This window comes from Streptomyces sp. ISL-96 (assembly GCF_018614035.1).
Taxonomy (GTDB): domain Bacteria; phylum Actinomycetota; class Actinomycetes; order Streptomycetales; family Streptomycetaceae; genus Streptomyces.
Map to the genome: position 1 here is coordinate 43772 of NZ_JAGGPA010000032.1, position 18327 is coordinate 62098.

An 18327-nucleotide genomic window follows, 5' to 3' on the forward strand; every position below is an offset into this window, starting at 1 on the left:
GCCGGCGTGATAACTGTGGGAGTCGAGGAGGAGTACTTCCTTCTCGACCCGGATACGGGCCTGCCGGTGCCGCTGGCAGAAGAGGTACGCGGATCGTCCGCTCTGGAGCCGGCGGTGGACCGGCGGGAGGTCCAGAGTGAGCTGCTGCAGGCACAGGTCGAGATCGCCACTCCGATCTGCAGCGAGCTCGAGGAGGTCGGCGGCCATCTGCTGCGCCTGCGCCACGCGGTCGGCGCCGCGGCCGAAGAGTTCGGATGCCGGCTCGCCCCCTGTGGGACGGCGCCGTTCCGGGAGGTGGCGCCGGTCCCGGTGACCCGGCACCCGCGCTATCTCGCCATGCAGGCCCAGGCTCCGCAACTCGTCGCGGAGCAGCTGGTCAACGGCATGCACGTACACGCTGCCGTGTCCGATCCGGAGATGGGCGTCGCTGTCCTGAACCGGATCAGGGTGTGGCTGCCCGTGCTGGTGGCCATGTCGGCGAATTCGCCGCTGTGGGACGGCCACGACACCGGGTTCTCCAGCTGGCGCACGGTGATCTTCGGCCGCTGGCCGGTCAGCGGGCCTCCGCCGCACTTCGCCGATCTGGCCGACCACGAGCGGCGGGTCCAGGGGCTGCTGGCCGCCGGGATCGTCAGCGACGCCGGTCAGATCTACTGGCAGGCCCGTCTGTCGGACAAGTACCCCACTGTCGAGGTGCGGTGCATGGACGTGCAGCTGAGGGCCGATGACGCCGTCATGTTCGCGGGCATCGTGCGCGCTCTGGTCGCGACAGCCGTCAGCGACGAGAAGGCCGGCGTGCCGCTGACCGTGTGCGCGCCGGAACTGCTGCACGGCGCGAACTGGTATGCCGCACGTGACGGCATCAGCGGTTCGCTGGTGGACCCCGACGGCAAGCTGCGCAGCGCGGGCGATGTGCTCTGCCGGCTGATGGATCACATCGCACCCGCTCTGGAGGAATCCGGAGACGCACGGGAGGTGTCCTCCCTGGTCCATCGGCTGTTGCGGCAGGGCACCGCCGCGGACCTGCAGCGCCGTGCTCTTGCCGAGGGCGGCGTGCGGGCAGTGACCGACCTGGTCACGATGCAGGGGGCACCGCAGTAACGGCGTGGGCGGTACGGGCTTCGCGCCGGCGTGGCCGGGAAACCCCGATGCGTACCGGCGTCACGCCCGGCGAAAAGTGCACCAGGGGTTCGCCGGCGGGTGCGGGCAGACCGACGGCCGTGGTCAGCGACTGCGCCAGGTTCTCCACCGTGCCGGTGTGAAGGGGCCACGGCGCGTGCTCCACGGGCGTGTCCCAGATCAGGCCGGCGCGGCGCGTGAAAGCGTGCCACCGGGTGGTGAGCCACACATCGCGCTCCGAAGGCGCCGTGACCGGTTCACCGCGCCGTACAGCCAGGTGGTACGAGGCTCCGCCGCCGTGACGCATGCCGGAGTAGAAGTACGTCCTGTCGTCGCGCCGCAGGGTCAGCGAGCCCGAGTGGTACGGCGCCCCCATGGCCCTCGCAGCCAGCATGGCCGCAGTGGACACCTCGATGGTCAGAAACCACAGCGCCTGACGCCCGCCGGGCCCTCGGACGTACGTGCGCAGATTCGTCTCCAGGAAGCTGCCGGCCGCGGGGACGGGAGGGGGCACACCTGCGGGGCGTACATCAGCCATCAGGAACGGGGAGAGGGTGACCCAGGCCGAATCGTCGTAGGTGTCTGCCGTCAGCCCTCCGGGAAGCAGCGCCTGAACGTCGGCGGGCCGGTAGCGCCAGTGCACGAACGCCTGGTTCAGCCAGGCGGCTCGCAGCACCAGCAGTCGAAGGTGCTGCTCCGCTTCGGCGGGCACCACGCACTCACCCATGCCTCCATCTTGCCCCTGGGAGGGGGCAGGCGTGCGGCTGTTGACGAGCGCCCCCAGCGAACCGCGCACCGGATGCGATCACGGCTCTGTTGGGGTGCTATGAGGGAAGCAGACCTCGGAACTTGGCTGCCGAGTTGCTTCCCGCCGCGCGAGACGCGGGCGAATTCCACAGGGCTTCGAGGCGTTTTCCCAGCCCTCTACCTGACCAGCCCCGCCGGGCGCCGGTCAGGGTTGTCGGTGCACTGCCGCGAAGAGGAGGTGGTTGGTGATGCGAGTAGCAGTCGTCGGACAGGGTTACGTCGGACTGACGGGTGCCGTCGCGCTGGCCCTGCAGGGGCACAGCGTCACAGGCGTCGAGCAGGACCAGGGCCGGCTGTGCATGCTGAACGCCGGCCAGGCGCCGGTGTTCGAGCCGGGCCTGCCCCAGCAGCTGGCTGCCGCGCTGGCCACCGGCAGGCTGCGGTTCGTAGGAGGGCTGGCGGAGAGCCACTGGCGGACGCCCTTCGACATCGTGCTGATCACCGTGGGTACGCCGCCCGGACCCGACGGGGCCGCGGACCTGTCCCAGGTGAGCGCCGTGCTGGAGGAGATCAGGAATCTGCTGCCCGTACCCCGGGTGGTGCTCAAGTCCACCGTGCCGCCCGGCACCAGCAGCAGACTGGCCGACGCGCACCCCTGGCTGCGCGAGCGTTACGCGTACAACCCCGAGTTCCTCAATCAGGGCAGCGCCCTGGAGGACTGGGCCGTCCCCGCACGGGTCGTCGCCGGCACCTGGAGTGACGACAGCCTGCGGGCGCTGCGTGAGCTGTACGCCGGTGTGGCCAGTCCATGGGTGGCCACGACCCCCACCAGCGCCGAGATGATCAAGTATGCGAGCAACACCTTCCTCGCCATGAAGATCAGCTTCTCGAACGAGATCGCCCGGATGTGCTGCGGGCCCGACGTCGACGTCGACCGCGTCCTGCAGGGCGTCGGTTACGACCCCCGCATCGGACACGCCTTTCTCCAGCCCGGCCTGGGCTACGGCGACTCCTGCCTGCCGAAGGACACGGCCGCCCTGGCCCACTGGGCGAGCAGTGTGGGTATACCGGCTCCCCTCCTGCAAGCGACGATCGCCGTCAACGAGGCGCAGGCGGGCCTGGCCCTGCAGATTCTGCGCACCGAACTCGGCGTTGCCCTGCGTGACGCGACGGTCGCCGTGCTCGGCGTGCGCTACGAGCCCTGGAGCGACGATCTGAGGGCCGCTCCCAGCCGCAGCGTCGTCCCGGCGATTCTGGGTGAAGCGGCGCATGTACGGGTCTGGGATCCGGCCACCGACGCGGCGGCCGTCGCCGGGCTCTTCCCGGCCGCGGACACCGTCGCCGAACTGCCCGACGCGCTCAGCGGCGCACACGCGGTGGTCCTGCTCACCGAATGGCCGCAGGCCATCGAGGCGGACTGGCAGCAGCTGTCCTCGCGACTCGCCGAGCCGCGCCTGCTCATCGACGGCAAGAACTGCCTGCCTCCGGAGCGGATGGCCGGCCTCCCCATCCGGTACCGGAGTATCGGCACCAGGATCCCCACTCCGGCGCCGACCGCGACCGCCGAGCCGCAACTGGAGGCGTGAGGCGACGGCGCGGGCGTAACTGCACCGACCTGAGACGTTTCGGGCAATAACATCCCTTATCGAATAGGGCGTGGACCGCTCCATGACTCCGACGATGAGGAGAGCGTTCAGGTGAAGCAGTCACCTGCCCAGGACTGGGGCCCGGAACCGTCGGCGTGGGCACCCATGCGCCGACCGGTGTTCCGGGCCCTGTGGATCGCCCAACTGGCGGCCAATATGGGCACCTGGATGCAGACCGTCGGAGCCCAGTGGCTGATGGGCGACCTCGGCGGCGGCGCCTTCGAGGTCGCCCTGGTGCAGACGGCCACCACACTGCCGGTCTTCCTGCTGGTGGTGCCCGCAGGGGCGCTGGGGGACATCCTCGACCAGCGAAGACTGCTGCTCGGCGGGCAGTTTCTGATGTTCCTCGGCGCGGCAGGGCTGGCCGGCGTGACGGCGGCCGGTGCCGCGACCCAGGGGCTGCTCCTCGGGCTGACCGCGCTGATGGGCGTGGGCGAGGCGTTCTGCATCTCCTCCTTCCAGGCCATCCAGCCCGAGCTGGTCAGCCGTGAGGAGATCCCGCAGGCCGCCCTCCTCAACAGTGCGAACGGCAATGTCGCGCGGGCCGCGGGGCCCGCTCTCGGCGGCGCGATGATCGCCGCCACGGGCCCCGAGGCCACGTTCGCCCTCAACGCGCTGTCCTTCCTCGGCGTGCTCGTGGTGCTGTACACCTGGAAGCGCCCGGCGACCCACCGGCCGCTCGGCTCGGAGCACATCCGTGATGCCATCCGGGCGGGCGCCCGGTACGTCCGCAGCGCGCCGCTGTTCGGAGCGGTCATCGGCCGCTCGGGCCTCTTCATGATCTTCGCCGGAGGTCTGTGGGCACTGCTCCCGACGATTGCCAGGGGGCCGCTCGGTCTCGACGCCGGCGGCTACGGGCTGCTGCTCGCCAGCGTGGGGCTCGGGGCCGTCCTGGGGGCGCTTGTGCTTCCGTCGGTCCGGGCGCATCTGCAGACGAACGCCCTGGTGACGGGCGCCATGGTGATCTACGCGGCGATGATGGCGGCGATCGGCCTGGTGCCGTCCGCGCTCGGCGTCGCCGCCGCTCTGATCGTGTCCGGCCTGGCGTGGGTGGCGGTCCTGTCGACGCTCTCCGCCTCCGCTCAGGTGCTGTTGCCCGCGTGGGCGCGGACCCGCGGTCTCGCCTACTACCAGCTGGTCTTCATGGGCGGCCAGGCGATCGGCGGTGTGGGATGGGGCATGGTCGCTGACTGGCTGGGCGTGGGCACCGCGTTCGTGGTGTCGGGCATCGGCCTGCTGGTGACCACGCTGCTGAGCATGCGGCCGCTTCCGATGCCGTCCGGCCCGGTCGACGTGGGACCGGCCCAGGTCTGGGCGGATGTGCCCGACGTCGCGATGCCGGGACGGGACACGGGCCCGGTTCTGGTCACTGTCGAGTGGCGGGTGGACCCGGAGAACGCCGAGGCGTTCATCGAGGCGATGCGCGACGTGGGCAAGTCGCGCCGGCGTACGGGCGCGTCCATGTGGGGGCTCTTCGAGGACATGGCGGATCCGACGCTCTTCCTGGAGACGTTCACCGTCGGTTCGGAGCGGGAGCACTTGCGCCTGATCATGGAGCGCGGGAACAAGTGGGACCAGCAGCTGGAGGCCCGGGCCATGGCGCTGACCCGTCCCGGCTCCAAGCCGTACGTACGCCACATGATCTGGGCGTACGCCTCCGGCCGCGACGAGGAGCTGTCCTCCTTGCCCTGAGCGGGGCGCCGGGCCTCCACGCCAATATCTGTCGTGACGATGGTAGACATCCGGGTTCTCGGTGATTAGAGTTTCTGACGTAGCCAACGGAGTCAGCACAGCGCGGCAGAGACGACCGTGCAGCGGTGCAACGGCACCGCGTGAAGGACAGTGAACCGGAATTGATCAGCAAGGGAGGAGCAGACGCCATCAGGATCACTTGAGTGAGGAACCAGGTCGCTCAGGTACCGCAGACCCCGGATTGGAAGGTGGTCCCCGGTTAGGCATCCAAGAACCCCGCATCTCCGGCCTCCCCGGCGGACATGCGGAAAAACAGCAGTCGGCGCCAAGCGCCGATAGATGGTGTTGAACCCCTAAGGCCCCGGTGCCGGACGCACCGGGGCCCCTCCATGCGCCCGAGCGAATATCTGCGGCCGTCGGCACAGAAAATGGTGCGATATGAAACGAAGGTTTTAGGGATTCCGGGCGAAATGATATTACTTGCCGCCCTCCCGTGCCCAAGTCGTGCTACGGTAAATATCAGTTGCAGTTGTGGTTCCCAAAGACTTCAAGTGCTCTTGTCGGCGTTCGCGTCGACGGGTGCACTTTTGTATTTCCGGTGCTTTTTCCGGAGGGGCGATCATCGCGCGACACCGGGTCCGCACAGTGCGGACCCGGGCACTGCCCCGAAGGAGATATGACATGGCTACTGGCACCGTGAAGTGGTTCAACGCGGAAAAGGGTTTCGGCTTCATCGAGCAGGAGGGCGGCGGCGCTGACGTCTTCGCTCACTACTCGAACATCGCCGCCCAGGGCTTCCGCGAGCTGCAGGAGGGCCAGAAGGTGAACTTCGACGTCACGCAGGGCCAGAAGGGCCCGCAGGCCGAGAACATCGTTCCCGCCTGACGCTGAAGCGTAGGGCGTAGCTGGGACCCGCACCTTGGGGTGCGGGTCCCAGCTCGCTGCATTTTGAGGGCGTATTGCCGTGGCCGATTACCGGCGGTCCTGCTTCATTTCGTATTTTCTTGGCTCGCCGTGCCGCACAAGCCTCAGTTTTTCGTCCTTCATGCCGTCCGTGAGGACGTCAACCATCTCCGGCTCTCTTCAACCTTGCTGAGGCATTATGCGCTGCGTCATCGCCCGTTTCCCCTTCGACCTGATCAAGAGCGACGTGCAGGAGTCGATGAAGGGCATCAAGCCCGAACCCGTCACCGGCGAGTCCGTGATCATCGGCCGTCGTCACTACCCCGTCAAGCAGGTGGGCGAAGTGATCACCGGACAGGACCGCCGCGACTTCAGTGCCAGTGAAGTGACCAGGGCGCTGACCCGCCTGGGCTTCACCTGCCGCGCCGTACCCACACCGGCCGTGCCCCCTGTCCTGACCCCGCTCGAGACCGCGTCGGCACTGCTCGGAGCGCCGGAACGCGTCTGAGGCCGGACAGCGAAGCGGGCTCAGCGCGCGACGTACACGATCCACATCTGACCGGCGGCGAACGTCATGGGCTTGCCGTCCGGGGTCGTGAACGCGGTCCGGGACTCGGCGGCGTCCCTTGCCCATTCGGCGTCGTACGCCTTGCCTTCGCGCAGAACGGTCGCGGATCCCGAGCCGACGGTCTCGGTGAACGGTGACGCATGGCCCGACCGGTCCCTGAACTGCGACGGGCGCACGGTGACCTCCTGCATGACGACCGTGGCGGCGGCCAGCCGTCCCCCGTCGGCCGTACGGGCAGGTGCGCCGTCCATCTCCACCAGCCATCGCTTCTGGTCCGCCGACCACGTGAAGGCGAAGTGCGCCGCCGGATAGCGAACCGTCTGCTCGCTGACGGGCTTGCCACCGGCCGGCGCCGCTGCGAAGCGCATCCCGATGTCCTCGGCGGCGTTCGAGCCGGAGCCCCGGTGCGGTATGTTCCCGGGCCGCAGATACAGGTTGTACGGCGCCTGCCGGTCATTGCTGCGGAAAAACGCGTCCGGGTCCTTCGAGGGGGGCAGCGGATTCAGCGGCGCCGCCTCGATGAGCGGCGTGAGCCTGCTCTGCGCGCCGGAGTAGGCGAGCGTGGGCCGGTCGAACTGGCGCAGTAGCTCCAGGTCCGTCTCGCGGGCGCTGCGCACCGGGCCGACGACGGGTGGCACAGCGGACGAATAAACGGCGAGTATGCGGCTGAGGCCGGCCTCCACCTGCTCCACGTAGACGATGTCCGCCTTGTCCAGCCCCGTCGGCGGCCGGGCCGGCACGACGTTGTCGATCTTCACCGCGAGGACGCGGGCACTGGACGAGACCCGGTTGTCCGGCGGGGGAGTGGTCTGCTGCCCGCCGCCTGCGATTCCTCCCCCGCCTGCGCACGCCGTCACGAGGAGCAGTGCCAGCGTGGCGAGTGAGGCTGCGGCTGATCTCTTGGCGCCGGCTGCGTGCATGGCTGCCACCCTTCCGAGTCGTTCCACATCAATCATCACGCCATCTCGGCACTGGCCTGTCATGCACCCGTAACACTCTGGTGTGGAAGGTCGCAACAGTAGGCCCTTACCTCGAGCAGGGCAGGGGATGCGGGCCCATCGTGGGTAGAGAGACGATGGGAGATAACGGCGGCGGGCGGAAGGAGCCCGGGATGCGCGCAACCGAACCCGTCCCTGCCCACCCGGACCAGCCGGGGGGTACTTCGTCCGCGTCGGGGGGCCTGCTGGATCTGCTGAGCGTCGCCGCCGTGGTGCTGGACGCCGAGGGACGGATCGTGCTGTGGAGCCCGCAGGCCGAAGAACTGTTCGGTTACTCCGCCGATGAGGCGCTCGGCCGGTACGCGGGCCGGCTGCTGGTGCAGGAGCAGCACCTGAAGCTGGTGAACGGGTTGTTCCAGCAGGTCATGGCCGGCAAGGCAGGAGAAGGAGCGTCCGGCTGGGCGGGCGTCTTTCCCATGCGCCACAGGGACGGCAGCACGCGGCTGGTGGAGTTCCGCAACATGCGGCTGGAGGACGACCGGAAAGATCTCTACGCCCTGGGCCTGGCCACCGACCAGGTCACGTTGCGGAAGGTGGAGCGCGACCTCGCCCTGTCCACCCGGCTGGTCTCCCAGTCCCCGATCGGCCTGGCGGTCGTGGACACCGACCTGCGGTACGTCACTGTCAATCCAGCACTCGAACGCATCAATGGGCTGTCCGCCGCCGAGCATGTCGGCCGTATAGTCCACGAGGCCCTGCCCTTCCTGGACGCCGAGCGCATCGAGGCCTCCATGCGTGAGGTTCTGGCCAATGGTGTGCCGATCCTCGACCAGGAATCCGTCGGGCGTACCCCGGCCGCCCCGGACCGTGAAGCCGTCTGGTCGGTGTCTTTCTACCGGCTGGAGGCATCCAACGGGAAGGTCCTCGGGGTGGCCACCTCGGTCGTGGACGTCACCGAGCGGCGGCGCGCCACCATCGAGGCCGCCCAGGCCCGCCAGCGCCTCGCGCTCGTGGCCGACGCCTCCATTCGCATCGGCACCACACTCGACCTCGACGTGACCGCTCGCGAGCTGGCGGACGTGTCGGTGCCGCAACTGGCCGACGTAGCGGCCGTCGACGTGCTCGACAGTGTGCTCAACGGCCGCTCCGCCGCGACCTCGGGGCCCGCCGTCTTCCGTGCTCTCGCCGTGGCCAGCGCCTACCCCAGCGAGGCGGTACGGGCGGCCGACCCGCCCGGGGACGTCGCCCAGTACGAGGCCGACCGGCTCGTCACCCAGTGCGTGAACACCGCCCGCCCCGTCCGCGTGGCCCACGTGAGCGACGACGACCTGCCGTCCATCGCCCGCAGCCCCGAAGCCGCCGCGCTCCTGGCCACCGCCGGACTGCACTCCTACCTCGCCGTGCCGCTGATCGCGCGTGGCAAAGTCCTCGGCGCCCTCGACCTCAAGCGCACCCGTAACCCGGAACCCTTCAGCGCCGACGACGAGGTCCTGGCCGGCGAACTCGCGGCGCGGGCGGCGGTGTGCATCGACAACGCCCGCTGGTACCGCCAGGCGCGCAACACCGCTCTCACCCTCCAGCGCAGCCTCCTGCCCCAGCAGCCACCGGACCAACCGGGCCTGGAGATCGCCAGCCGCTACCAGCCCGCGCAGGCGGCGGACGAGGTGGGCGGCGACTGGTTCGACGTCATCCCGCTGACGGGCGACAAGAGCGCGCTCGTCGTCGGCGATGTGATGGGCAGCGGCATCAGCGCCGCCGCCACGATGGGTCAACTGCGCACCGCCACCCGCACCCTGGCCGAACTCGACCTCGACCCGGCCCAGGTGCTGCACCACCTCGACCGCATCACCGACCGCATGGGGCAGCCCATCACCACGTGCATCTACGCCGTCTACGATCCGCACCAGGCCCAGTGCCTCATCTCCAACGCCGGGCACCTGCCACCCGTCCTGCTACGCCCCGGCCGGCCCCCCGAGCTGCTGGACCTCCCCACCGGCGCCCCGCTCGGCGTCGGTGAAGTCACCTTCCACACCACGAGGCTCGCCCTGTGTCCCGGCGACCGGCTGGTCCTGTACACCGATGGCCTGGTCGAGACGCGTGACCGGGCCATCGATGTACGTCTGGACACCCTCCTCAGCCACCTCACCGACCCTCCGAGGTCACTGGAAGAGACGTGCGACCTCCTGCTGCACGCCCTGCGTCAACCAGGAGACCACGACGACGTGGCGCTGCTCATGGCCCGGGCGACGGTCATGGCCGCGCCCGGCGCTCAGTCCTGACCACCATTCAGGAAAGGACCCATTTCTGGTTCGGTCCGGTGTGACAGCTCCACAGATGGATGCGGGTGCCGTCGTTCCAGGTGGCGCCCTCGGCGTCCAGGCACTTGCCCGACTGCGGGTTGCGTACGGTCCCGTCGGCCTGGGGCGCCCACTGCTGCGCACCGGTGCCGTTGCAGGTCCACAGCTGGATTTTCGTCCCGTTGGCGCTCCCGCCGCCGCTCACGTCGAGGCACTTGTTCAGCGCCCGGAACGTGCCGTCGCCGGGCCGGGTCCATTTCTGTGCGTTCGCACCGCTGCAGGTCCACAGCTGGATCTGGGTGCCGTCGGTGGTCGCGCCGCCGGCGACATCCATGCACTTGCCGTTGACGCCCCTGACCTCCCCCGGCTGGGGACCCGGCGGCGTACCGCCGGATGTCTTGACGCGGACGTTACGGAACGACACCTGGTCGTCGGCGCCGTGGTTCTGGATTCCGATGTGGCCTTGGCGCAGGCTCCTGGCGGGGTCGGCGTTGGTGAAGTCGTTCACCTTGCGGCCGTTGAGGAAGACCTCCAGCCGTTCGCCCGTCACGCGGATCTCGTACGTGTTCCACTCGCCGGGTGGGTTGAGCGCGGCGTCGCGGGCGGCGACATCGGCGGACTTGAACCCGTACACGGATCCCGTCGTCCGGTCCGCGGTGTCCGTGGCGTCGATCTGGATCTCATACCCGTTGTCGACCGCCGACCAGGGGTCGTCGGACGCCGGGAAGCCCACCAGGATACCGGAGTTGTCGTCACCGTCCATGCGCCAGTCGAGCTTGAGGGAGTAGTCGCCGGTGAACTCCTTGGCGGAGTACCACAGCATCCCGAGCCCGCCCTGGGACGTGAGCGTGCCGTTGGCCAGCGTGAACGAACCTGGTCCGGCCTGCTTCCAGCCGGTCGTGCCCGTACCGTCGAACAGTGGTGTGTATCCCGTCTCCGGGCGGCAGTCGGCCTCCGTCATGCCCGCAGCCCAGCGGATGCCGCCGAGCAGGTGCCTGCGGAAGGCCGGTTCGGTGTACGACTCGTCGGTGTGACCGCCGCCGGTGTAGAACGCCCGGCCGCCCTCGTAGCCCTTGCACCAGGAGATCGGGTGGTCGCCGGACATGTTGCCGCCCGTGTAGCTGGACTCGTCGAGTGAGGCCAGGACGTGGGCCGTCGTACGGGGGTTGGTGCGGTAGTTGTACCACTCGTCGAAGCGCTGCCAGGTGGCGCCGAGATGGGCGGTGGCGTCGTGGGCCCGGTCCTCGACCTTGACCGTCGCCGTCTGATTGTGGGGGTGGGAGTGGAACAGGGCTCCGGCGAGACCGGCGTAGAAGGGCCAGTCGTACTCCGTGTCGGCGGCCGCGTGAATGCCGACGTAACCGCCGCCGCCCTTGATGTACTGCTCGAACGCCGTCTGCTGCGCGGCGTTCAGCACGTCTCCGGTCGTGGAGAGGAAGACGACGGCTTTGTACTGCGCGAGGTTGGCGGTGGTGAAGGCCGCGGAGTCCTCCGTGGCGTCCACGGTGAAGTTGTTCACGCCGCCGAGCTCGCGCAGAGCGGCATGGCCGGCGGCGATGGACGAGTGACGGAAGCCCGCCGTCTTGGAGAACGCGAGGACCTTGTACGCCGGATCGGCCGCGATGGTGGTCGTACGAGCCGGCTCCTCCGGTGTCTGTGCGGCGCTCGCGGCCACAGTGGGCGCGGCGGCCACGCAGAGCAGCGCTCCGGCCAGCCAGCAGCCGGCCTTGGTGAGAGTGGTACGCATATCGGTTACGCCTCCTCTCCTGCTACGGCAGGGTCCATTTCTGGTTTGCTCCGGTGTGGCAGGTCCACAGATGGGTGCGGGTGCCGTCGTTCCAGGTGGCGCCCTCGGCGTCGAGGCACTTGCCGGACTGCGGGTTGCGTACGGTTCCGTCGGCCTGCGGCGCCCACTGCTGCGCGCCGGTGCCGTTGCACGTCCACAGCTGGATCCTGGTTCCGTCGCCGGTGCCACCGCCGCTGATGTCCAGGCACTTGTTCAGGGCCCGCAATGTGCCGTCGCCGGGCAGCGTCCACTGCTGGGCGCCGCTGCTGTTGCACGTCCACAGCTGGACCTGTGTCCCGTCGGCGGACGAACCGTTCGCGACGTCAAGGCACTTGCCGTTGACACCCTTCACCTGACCCGTCCGGGGACCTGCGCCCGCTGTGGTGAAGCGGAAGTCGTCGACGTCGAAGAGCGCGCCGAGGCCGCCCTTGAAGACGAGGTACAGCGTCGTCGTACCGGCGGGCCGGTTCGTCAGCGCGGTGCTGACGTCCTGGTACGTCTCCCAGCCGCCCGTCAGGGGCACGGTGGCCGTGCCCAGCACCGTGCCGGTGGGGGAGCCGGCCCGTACCTCAATGGTGCCGCCGATGCCCGCGGAGGCGACCCGCGCGGTGAACCGGGTGGCGTCGTCGAGGGCGTACGGCTTGAAGGAGATCCAGTCGCCGTTGTCGATGTGTCCGACGGTCTTTCCGCCGTGGGCCGGTGTGTGGCTGACGACCTGGACGCCCGATGAGCCGCCGTAGTGCTCGCCCTGCCGGTGGCTGGGCTGGCTGATGTGCTGGGCGTGGGTGGTCAGGGCGGGCTGGCCGTTCGCGCCCTTGTCCGTGTACTCCGCGTCCCAGACGCCGAAGATGTTCGCGTTCGGGTCGTGCTCGCCGTCCGCGATGGTCTGTACGGTGCCGGAGCAGCCGGTCGCGGAGGTCTGCGGGTGGCCGTGGCTGTCATGCCCGACGATGAAGGTGATCTTCACCTTGGAGCAGTCGATGGCGGCGTCCTCCGGGTCCGTGACGGTCACCTTGTACGGGACGGCCGCGCCGGGGTCGATGATCCGTCCGTCCACCGGAAGCTCCAGCTTCACGGTCGGCGCCGTATTGCCGACGGTCACCTGCACGGAGGCGGTGGCGCTCTTGCCGGTGCCGTCGGAGACCGTGAGCTCGGCGGTGTACTGGCCGTTGGCCGTGTACGTGTGGGACGGGTTCGCGGCGGTCGACGTGCCGCCGTCGCCGAACTTCCACGCGTAACTGAGGGGGTCGCCGTCCGGGTCGGAACTGCCGGCCGAGGAGAACGCGACGGCGAGTGGCGCCTTCCCGGAGGTGCGGTCGGCCTTGGCCTGGGCGACGGGGGAGTGGCCGCCGGTGATGTGCTCGATGCGGTACAGCGCGGAGTTCGCGTCACCGTTGAAGTAACCGGTGCCGTAGTCCAGGACGTACAGCGCGCCGTCGGGGCCGAAGGCCATGTCCATCACCTGGGTGCCGCTCCAGGGGAAGGCGTTGATGGACTGGACGGTGCCGTCGGTTCCTTGCGCTATCCGCTTGATCCACTTGCGGCCGAACTCCCCGGCGAAGAAGTTCCCGTCGTAGCTCTGGGGGAACTTCACGTCGGAGGTGGAGGAGGCGTCGTACCGGTAGACCGGTCCGCCCATCGGGGACTCGGAGCCGCTGCCGAACTCGGGGACCGAGCCGCCGTCGTACGGGATCCAGGCGGGCTGGGCCGGGGGCAGGTCGGTGAGGCCGGTGTTGCGGGGCGAGGTGTTCTTCGGGGCGGCGCAGTCGAACTTCGCGCCCGATGTGCCGGTGGCGAAGTTGTAGTCGGTGTACGCGTCGTTCTTGCCGTGGCAGTACGGCCAGCCGTAGTTGCCGGCCTTGGTGATGCGGTTGAACTCGACCTGGCCCGCGGGGCCTCGGGCCGCGCTCGCCGTCCCCGCGTCGGGCCCGTAGTCGCCGAGGTACACCGTGCCGGTGGCCTTGTCGACGCTCATCCGGAACGGGTTGCGGAAGCCCATGGCGTAGATCTCGGGGCGGGTTTTCGCGGTGCCGGGCGCGAAGAGATTGCCCGAGGGGGTGGAGTACGTGCCGTCGGCGTTCACCTTGATGCGCAGCACCTTGCCGCGCAGGTCGTTGGTGTTGCCCGAGGAACGCTGGGCGTCGTACGCCGGGTTGCGGGACGCGCGTTCGTCGATCGGCGTGTAGCCGTCGGACGCGAAGGGGTTCGAATCGTCGCCGGTGGTGAGGTAGAGGTTGCCCTGCGCGTCGAAGTCGATGTCACCGCCCACGTGGCAGCAGATCCCGCGCGATGCCGGTACGTCGAGGATCTTCTTCTCGCTGGCGAGATCCAGGGTTCCGTCGGCGGTGAGGGAGAAGCGGGAGAGCCGGTTCACGCCGTCGAAGGGGGCGAAGTCCGCGGCCGTACCGTCGCCCGGTGCGTCGCCGCCCGGAGTGGTGAGCTTGGGAGCGTAGTAGAGGTAGACCAGGCGGTTGGAGGCGAAGCCGGGGTCGACGCCGATGCCCTGGAGGCCTTCCTCGTCGTGGCTGTAGACGTCGAGCTTGCCCGCGACCTTTGTCGTGCCCGCCGCGTCCGTGAGGCGCAGCGTGCCGTCGCGCGAGGTGTGCAGCACCGAGCGGTTGGGGAGGACCGCCATCGTCATCGGCTCGCCGGTTTCCGCGACACCCTTGGCGAGAGTGAGCTGTTGGAACTCTTCGGCCGCGGCTGCGGCCGACGCCGCTTTCGCGGTCCCTCGGTCCGCGTCCGGGCGGACGGCGGAGGCGGATCCTGCGGGCGCCAGAAATCCGGCGGTGAGTAACGCTGTGAGCAGGAACGCCGGTATCACACGGGGTCTGAAAGGTTTTTTGCGCACAGAAGTCTCCCGAAGGGGGTGGGGGTGTCCGGCGGACCAGGATGGGAGTCCTGCCGGGGGAGCCAGGCGCGCGCCGTCGCGCCGGAAAGGTCACCGGTCACGCATTCATGTCCGGTTCATTTCAAGGAAGTTAGCGGGCTTGGTCCCGCCGCGTAACCCCTTTCGCATCAGCTTTCGCAACTTCTTCCGCGCACAGGACAAAGCGCGTCAGCAGTGCGGCATGAAGCCGTCGTCGCCCGCGCGGACCCTCGCCCTGGGCGCGAAACCGGCGCCACGCGGGGCTTCCGCGTGGCGCCGGTCAGTGGACGGAATCGACTCGGTCAGAAGGCGAACAGTGCGCCTTCCGCCAGGCCGCCCTCCATCAGGCAGCGGTTGCCGAAGGTGGTCGACCAGGAGACGTGCTTGCCCTGCCACACGCCCTGGGCGGTGATCACGACCGGGTCCCACTCGCGCGTACAGTTCCGCTGCGGCGCCGTATCGATCAGGCCGGAGAACTCGCCGCCGACGTCGCGCAGTTCGGCGCAGGCGTCCGCGGGCGACGGATGGGTGCCGCCGGGCGTCGGTTCGCAGGTCAGGGTCACCGCGCGTACGACGGTCGCCGTGCCGGCTTCCTCGCCCGTACCCACGGTGAGCACTAAGGCCGACGGTGCGTAGAGGCTCGTCGTTCCGGCCGGCTGTGCGTGCGCCGGGCTCGTGGTGGCAGCGCCCGTCAGTGCGAGGACGATGGCCGCGCCGACGGCGCCGAGCGTGTTCCGGAGGTGACGCATGAATGACTCTCCTCTGATTGCGGACAAGTTGCTGGGGTGTTGCGGTTTGGAGTGTTGCTGACGCGGCCGGTGAGTGCACACTGATCACCTCATTCCGGCCTTACGCGATCCGGAGTCGGTGACCGAATGGTCGTTCGGGCAGCTCGGGGGTGGTGTGCGTGCCACCCGACGGGGCGTCCATCATGTGGACAAGCCTCAGTGGTACAACGCAAAACGACCCGCTGACCTGCAGTCATGAGTAAGTGGTTCATCGCTCACTTACGCCGCTTCGACTGGAAAGCATCGCTTCGGGACGGTTTCCCGGCGGACGGCAACGTGCCCGGACCACACCGCGCGTGGCGATTGACGGTGGCGCCGCCCCGTCCTGCGTTGTGTACGAGCGGCGCTACGGTCCGTCATTCCGGACGTACGGGGGAGACCTTTGAAGGAGTCGCCATGCACACAGGTCCACCCCGCACGAAGAGGAGACTTTCCGCCGTCACCGTGCTGCTGGCACTGCTCGCCACGCTGCTCGGCGCCGGCTGGACCACTTTCGCGCCCGCGGCCCGGGCCGCCTCGCTCACCGAGGTCACCGGTTTCGGAACGAACCCGGGCAATCTGCGGATGTTCCGGTACGTTCCGGACGGCCTGCCGGCCGGTCGGCCCCTCGTCGTGGCGATGCACGGCTGCACGCAGTCGGCCGCCGCGTTCGACACAGAGACCGGCTGGACGACCTGGGCCGACCGGTGGGGATTCGCGCTCCTGCTGCCGCAGCAGCAGTCGGGCAACAACCTCAACTCCTGCTTCAACTGGTTCGAGTCGGCGGACATCAAGCGCGGCTCCGGTGAGGCGCTGTCGATCAAGCAGATGACGGACCGGATGAAGTCCGACCTGGGCAGCGACCCCGCCCGTGTCCACGCCACCGGGCTGTCCGCCGGTGCGGCCATGACCAACGTCATGCTGGCCGCCTACCCCGACGTCTTCGCGTCCGGAGCACCCGTGGCCGGCCTGCCGTACGCCTGCGCCACTACCGTCGCGGCCGCCTACACCTGCATGAGCCCCGGCACCAACCACTCGCCCGCCGCCTGGGGCGACAAGGTCCGCGCCGCGTACCCCGGTTACGCGGGCCCGTGGCCGGCCGTCTCCGTCTGGCAGGGGACGAGCGACACGACGGTCGTGCCCGCCAACATGACCGAGACCGTCGAGCAGTGGACCAATGTCCACGCCACCGACACCACGGCCGACACCACGGACACCGTGGCCGGCTACCCGCACGCGGTGTACCGCGACACCGCCGGACGGCCGGTGGTGGAGACGTACTCGATCACCGGCATGGGCCACGGCCAGCCGGTCGACCCCGGAGCGGGCGCGGAGCAGTGCGGCACCGCGGGCGCGTACATACTCGACGTCAACCTGTGCGCCTCGTACCGCATCGGCCAGTTCTGGGGCCTCAGTGGCGGTGGAACACCACCCCCCGGAGGCGGTACGAAGACAGTGGTCGTGCCGAGCCGGGCCGCGGACGATGGCTACGTGAAGGCATCGGCGACCGGTGGCGCACCCGCCGTCGGCACGCTGGAGGGCACGTACGGAGTGGCGGTGGGCAGGGGTGCGGACGGGCAGCACAACCGCGCGCTGCTGTCGTTCGACACGTCGTCCGTCCCCGACGGGGCCACCGTGAAGCGCGCCTACGTGAGCGTGACGTACGCCAGTGGCAGCGGTGACCCCTGGGCGTCCGGAAACCGTATGGCTGTGGACGTCAGATCCGGTTGCTTCGGCGCCGCGTGCGCGACGGGCGGCGACGACTGGAGCGCCGCCGCGTCGGCGTCCGAAGTGGCGGAGATCGGCCGGTTCACATCCGGCGCGCAGACGTCGACCGACTTCACGGCTGTCAACGACACGGGGACGACCCAGGTGCGCCTGCGTCTGACCTCCGCGCCCGCCACCACGGCGTACGTGTTCCTGAAATCGGGAGCGTCGGCGACGCTGACGGTGGAGTGGGAATGACTAGGCCAGCAGGCGCAGCAGCTGGGCGCAAGCCTCGCTCTCGCTCGCATGACGGGTGACGGTCTCGTACACACCGCGTTCGTACACACCGGTCTCCCACGCCCCCTGCTCGTCCTGGCTCCTGGCCAGGTACAGGAAGTCGGGGGGCGTGGGGGCCGGTTCGTGGACGCCTTCGATGCGGTAGTAGTCGTCGGGCACTCCCGCCGCGCTCAGCGCGGCCCGCAGTTCGTGGCGGTCCATGAGGGTGAGGCTACGCGCCGGCCGGTTCGAGGTAGTCGTGCTCCAGCAGCCACTTCACATTCAGCCGCTGCCCCTCGCCCGGATCCAGGAACACCCGGTCCAGCTTGATCTGCTGTCCGCCGCCCGGCTGCTCGAACCAGGGCGCGATGCTGCCCTGCCACACCCGGAAGGGCTTGGCGACCTTGTAGACGCGGTAGTCGCACGGCACCGACGGCTCGCGGGTGTTCAGGTTCTGCGGGGGCAGCGCACGCTTGGCGTACGGGTCGCCGGCCGGCGCCAGATAGGCGCCGTACTCCGAACCGAACCGGTCCAGGTGCTGGCCGCTCCGCAGCTCGGTGGGTGCCTTGTCCACCTCTCCGTTGACCTCACCGAACCCGTCGTTGGGCGGATACTTCCAGCCACCCGAGTCCGCGGGACCCTGCCAGTACTCCTTCAGGAATTCCTCCGACGACAGTTTCCCGGTCCGCTTGTAGCCCTTCAGCAGCGGGCCGACCGGCTTCTCGTGCTTGCGCGGAAGCCACTTCGGCCCGAGCCGTGCGTCGTCCTCGTACGAGCCGGTGCACGGCCCGGGCCGGGAGGCACCGGCGGCGGGCCACTTCTCGGGCGGCTGTGGAGCGGCGCTCGCGGCGGGCGCGAGTACCGTCGCGGCGGTGATGCCGAGTGCGGCGAGTACGGTGCGGATTCGGTTCACTCAAGGTCCCCTCGGACTACTGCGTCCAACACATGACGCGGCGCAGCGTAGTGGATCAACTACGCCGCGCCGCGTCGGTTCCGTGAGGATCACCCGGAA

Annotated in this window: 14 protein-coding genes; 7 read left to right on the forward strand and 7 right to left on the reverse strand. The window is 69.3% G+C overall.

Going from position 1 to position 18327, the window contains the following annotated elements:
* Positions 1–6 precede the first annotated feature (6 nt).
* Entirely contained in the window at positions 7–1101 is a 1095-nt protein-coding gene (locus tag J7E96_RS21085) for a glutamate--cysteine ligase (protein WP_215133216.1), read from the forward strand.
* Here J7E96_RS21085 and J7E96_RS21090 read toward each other — a convergent pair.
* Complete coding sequence (locus J7E96_RS21090; protein WP_215133217.1) at positions 1076–1846, reverse strand: YqjF family protein; 771 nt, start codon at positions 1844–1846, stop codon at positions 1076–1078. The genes J7E96_RS21085 and J7E96_RS21090 overlap by 26 nt on opposite strands.
* Before the next feature lie 268 nt (positions 1847–2114).
* Here J7E96_RS21090 and J7E96_RS21095 point away from each other — a divergent pair, with 268 nt between their 5' ends.
* From J7E96_RS21095 to J7E96_RS21110, 4 genes are all read left to right on the forward strand, one after another.
* Positions 2115–3452 (forward strand): UDP-glucose/GDP-mannose dehydrogenase family protein, encoded by a 1338-nt coding sequence (locus tag J7E96_RS21095; protein ID WP_215133267.1) that lies wholly within the window; start codon positions 2115–2117, stop codon positions 3450–3452.
* 111 nt (positions 3453–3563) lie between these two features.
* Positions 3564–5204, forward strand: coding sequence for an MFS transporter (locus tag J7E96_RS21100; protein ID WP_308296064.1), 1641 nt, complete (start codon positions 3564–3566; stop codon positions 5202–5204).
* Between the two features lie 681 nt (positions 5205–5885).
* A complete protein-coding gene (locus J7E96_RS21105) occupies positions 5886–6089 on the forward strand; it encodes a cold-shock protein (RefSeq protein WP_006604711.1) in 204 nt (67 codons plus the stop codon).
* A gap of 217 nt (positions 6090–6306) precedes the next feature.
* Positions 6307–6615: an SCO5918 family protein gene (locus tag J7E96_RS21110; RefSeq protein WP_215133218.1), complete on the forward strand. Its 309-nt coding sequence runs from the start codon at positions 6307–6309 to the stop codon at positions 6613–6615.
* Between the two features lie 20 nt (positions 6616–6635).
* Here J7E96_RS21110 and J7E96_RS21115 read toward each other — a convergent pair whose 3' ends face one another.
* Positions 6636–7595 (reverse strand): DUF3048 domain-containing protein, encoded by a 960-nt coding sequence (locus J7E96_RS21115; RefSeq protein ID WP_215133219.1) that lies wholly within the window; start codon positions 7593–7595, stop codon positions 6636–6638.
* A 191-nt stretch (positions 7596–7786) separates the two neighbouring features.
* Here J7E96_RS21115 and J7E96_RS21120 point away from each other — a divergent pair, with 191 nt between their 5' ends.
* Positions 7787–9892, forward strand: a complete 2106-nt coding sequence (locus tag J7E96_RS21120; RefSeq protein ID WP_215133220.1) for a SpoIIE family protein phosphatase — start codon at positions 7787–7789, stop codon at positions 9890–9892.
* A gap of 7 nt (positions 9893–9899) precedes the next feature.
* Here the strand turns inward: J7E96_RS21120 and J7E96_RS21125 are convergent, their stop codons facing one another.
* The 3 genes from J7E96_RS21125 to J7E96_RS21135 all read right to left on the reverse strand — a co-directional run bounded on the left by J7E96_RS21125 (position 9900) and on the right by J7E96_RS21135 (position 15314).
* Positions 9900–11657, reverse strand: a complete 1758-nt coding sequence (locus J7E96_RS21125) for a ThuA domain-containing protein (RefSeq protein ID WP_215133221.1) — start codon at positions 11655–11657, stop codon at positions 9900–9902.
* A 22-nt stretch (positions 11658–11679) separates the two neighbouring features.
* Complete coding sequence (locus J7E96_RS21130) at positions 11680–14520, reverse strand: PQQ-dependent sugar dehydrogenase (RefSeq protein ID WP_215133222.1); 2841 nt, start codon at positions 14518–14520, stop codon at positions 11680–11682.
* Between the two features lie 347 nt (positions 14521–14867).
* Complete coding sequence (locus tag J7E96_RS21135) at positions 14868–15314, reverse strand: subtilase-type protease inhibitor (protein WP_215133223.1); 447 nt, start codon at positions 15312–15314, stop codon at positions 14868–14870.
* 435 nt (positions 15315–15749) lie between these two features.
* On the opposite strand from J7E96_RS21135, the gene J7E96_RS21140 reads away from it, so the two are divergent.
* The gene (locus tag J7E96_RS21140) at positions 15750–17297 is read left to right on the forward strand and encodes a PHB depolymerase family esterase (RefSeq protein WP_215133224.1); all 1548 of its coding nucleotides are present in this window, start codon (positions 15750–15752) and stop codon (positions 17295–17297) included.
* On the opposite strand, the gene J7E96_RS21145 is transcribed toward J7E96_RS21140, so the two are convergent.
* Positions 17298–17537 (reverse strand): hypothetical protein, encoded by a 240-nt coding sequence (locus J7E96_RS21145; protein ID WP_215133225.1) that lies wholly within the window; start codon positions 17535–17537, stop codon positions 17298–17300.
* Between the two features lie 10 nt (positions 17538–17547).
* Positions 17548–18228 carry a TNT domain-containing protein gene (locus J7E96_RS21150; protein WP_215133226.1) on the reverse strand — a complete coding sequence of 227 codons (681 nt, stop codon included), beginning with the start codon at positions 18226–18228 and terminating at the stop codon, positions 17548–17550.
* Between the last annotated feature and the right edge of the window lie 99 nt (positions 18229–18327).

Bases quoted from the DNA above. Each gene is read 5' to 3' on its own strand.
- J7E96_RS21090 (WP_215133217.1), bottom strand. From the start codon at position 1,846: ATGGGTGAGTGCGTGGTGCCCGCCGAAGCGGAGCAGCACCTTCGACTG.
- J7E96_RS21095 (WP_215133267.1), top strand. From the start codon at position 2,115: ATGCGAGTAGCAGTCGTCGGACAGGGTTACGTCGGACTGACGGGTGCC.
- J7E96_RS21105 (WP_006604711.1), top strand. From the start codon at position 5,886: ATGGCTACTGGCACCGTGAAGTGGTTCAACGCGGAAAAGGGTTTCGGC.
- J7E96_RS21110 (WP_215133218.1), top strand. From the start codon at position 6,307: ATGCGCTGCGTCATCGCCCGTTTCCCCTTCGACCTGATCAAGAGCGAC.
- J7E96_RS21115 (WP_215133219.1), bottom strand. From the start codon at position 7,595: ATGCACGCAGCCGGCGCCAAGAGATCAGCCGCAGCCTCACTCGCCACG.
- J7E96_RS21120 (WP_215133220.1), top strand. From the start codon at position 7,787: ATGCGCGCAACCGAACCCGTCCCTGCCCACCCGGACCAGCCGGGGGGT.
- J7E96_RS21125 (WP_215133221.1), bottom strand. From the start codon at position 11,657: ATGCGTACCACTCTCACCAAGGCCGGCTGCTGGCTGGCCGGAGCGCTG.
- J7E96_RS21135 (WP_215133223.1), bottom strand. From the start codon at position 15,314: ATGCGTCACCTCCGGAACACGCTCGGCGCCGTCGGCGCGGCCATCGTC.
- J7E96_RS21140 (WP_215133224.1), top strand. From the start codon at position 15,750: ATGCACACAGGTCCACCCCGCACGAAGAGGAGACTTTCCGCCGTCACC.
- J7E96_RS21145 (WP_215133225.1), bottom strand. From the start codon at position 17,537: ATGGACCGCCACGAACTGCGGGCCGCGCTGAGCGCGGCGGGAGTGCCC.